We start from the raw sequence: 1,433 nt of genomic DNA, 5'->3' as shown, positions 1-1,433 counted from the left end.
TAGAATATCACTGTAAATTTTACCTGTAAAAGATCATCTAAAGACATACCGTTCTTATGAGAATAAATATGTAGACTACGTATGCAAAATTAATATAAGAATAAATATTTAAGAAAAAGCTATCGCTTCGCTCAAAGGAACCTCCCATCAAAAGCAATTAACATCACAGTACAATTCAGAATAAACAAATGCTTTTGACGGGCCCCAACAGCCAGCTTTAATTACTTACAACAAAACAAGACCCAATATCTAGCTGGCTGCGCTGAACATTTCTTTTGTCATACGACAGGAAGCTAAAGAGCATATACGCATAGTTCCGTGAAAAGTCTTACTCGCTACGCTCGCGCATTCTAGCAAGGCCAAGGGCAATTTTTGTACCGGAATCACTGTGAATAAAAGAAAGCTTTTGAGAGCTCGGGAAGGACGTATCTTACTCACTTCGTGAGCGCGTTTTAGTATTCGTCGCACAGCGACTCATGAAATGAATGGTTACGGCGTCACAATTTGCGGTTAAAAAAATGGCGAAATGTCATTAACACTTCGCCATTATGTCGGAATGAAACTAAATCATTAGTTGATGAGTTTTGAGATCTCATCTTCAGTAAGTTCTGTCGTTTGCGCGATAAGAGATATATCAATGCCTGCTGAAAGCATTTTCTTTGCTATTGCTAGTTGGGTTTCTTGACTACCTTGTTTGCGACCTAATTTTTCTCCTTCTTGTCTACCTTGCTGTAGACCTTGTTTTAAACCTTGTTCGCGGCCACGCGCTTCTAATTGTTCTGCTACTGTCATGAACCGTTCCTCATGCTCTGGCACTTGCTTCGCTAAAGTTCGCATCAAATCTTCTAGATTGGATGTTTCCCCTACTCTAAGCAAATACTCCACTAAACTATCTAACTGTTTGCTGGTTATTAAACGCTCTAATAACAGTGTAACCAGTGTGTCTGTAAAATCCAACAAATCTCTTTGTCGTACATGTTTCTGTACCAGCTCTAGCAAGGCCACTCGTTTATGTCGAATGATGTCATCATCCGGTATCACGGTGACATCCACCAAAGGGAAAGATTGACCATAAAGCAACTGAGCTATCTCTGGTTTTTCAAATTCATCCAACCAATTCGTACTGTATGGGTAAGGGCTGGTTTTTCCATGGTAAAACAGCAATGGTACGACTAAAGGTAACTTCTCATTTCCTGCATCAAGGTGTTGTTGCATCGCGGCAATAGCGTACCGCATCAATCGAAAGCCCATGTGTTTGTCTGGGCTGCTTTGATGCTCTATCAAAGCGTACACATACCCTACCCCACTGTCCGTTTCCATTGAGTACAGTACATCGGAATAATACGGCACTAACTCATCTTCCAAAAATGAACCTGATTGAAGCTGGAGCGTATCGAGGTTGCAGATTTGTTTGATGTGTCCTGGTAAGTGAA

The 1,433-nt window shown here is 40.8% G+C and carries 1 protein-coding gene; it reads right to left on the bottom strand.

All coding sequences use genetic code 11. The annotated features are described in order from the left end of the window. Positions 1-570: 570 nt before the first annotated feature. A partial coding sequence (locus KIV40_RS13600; protein WP_285349682.1) for an Rpn family recombination-promoting nuclease/putative transposase occupies positions 571-1,433 on the bottom strand: 863 nt, incomplete at its 5' end.

Source organism: Vibrio sp. D173a, from assembly GCF_030248475.1.
This window is presented reverse-complemented; position numbering and strand designations above follow the sequence as displayed.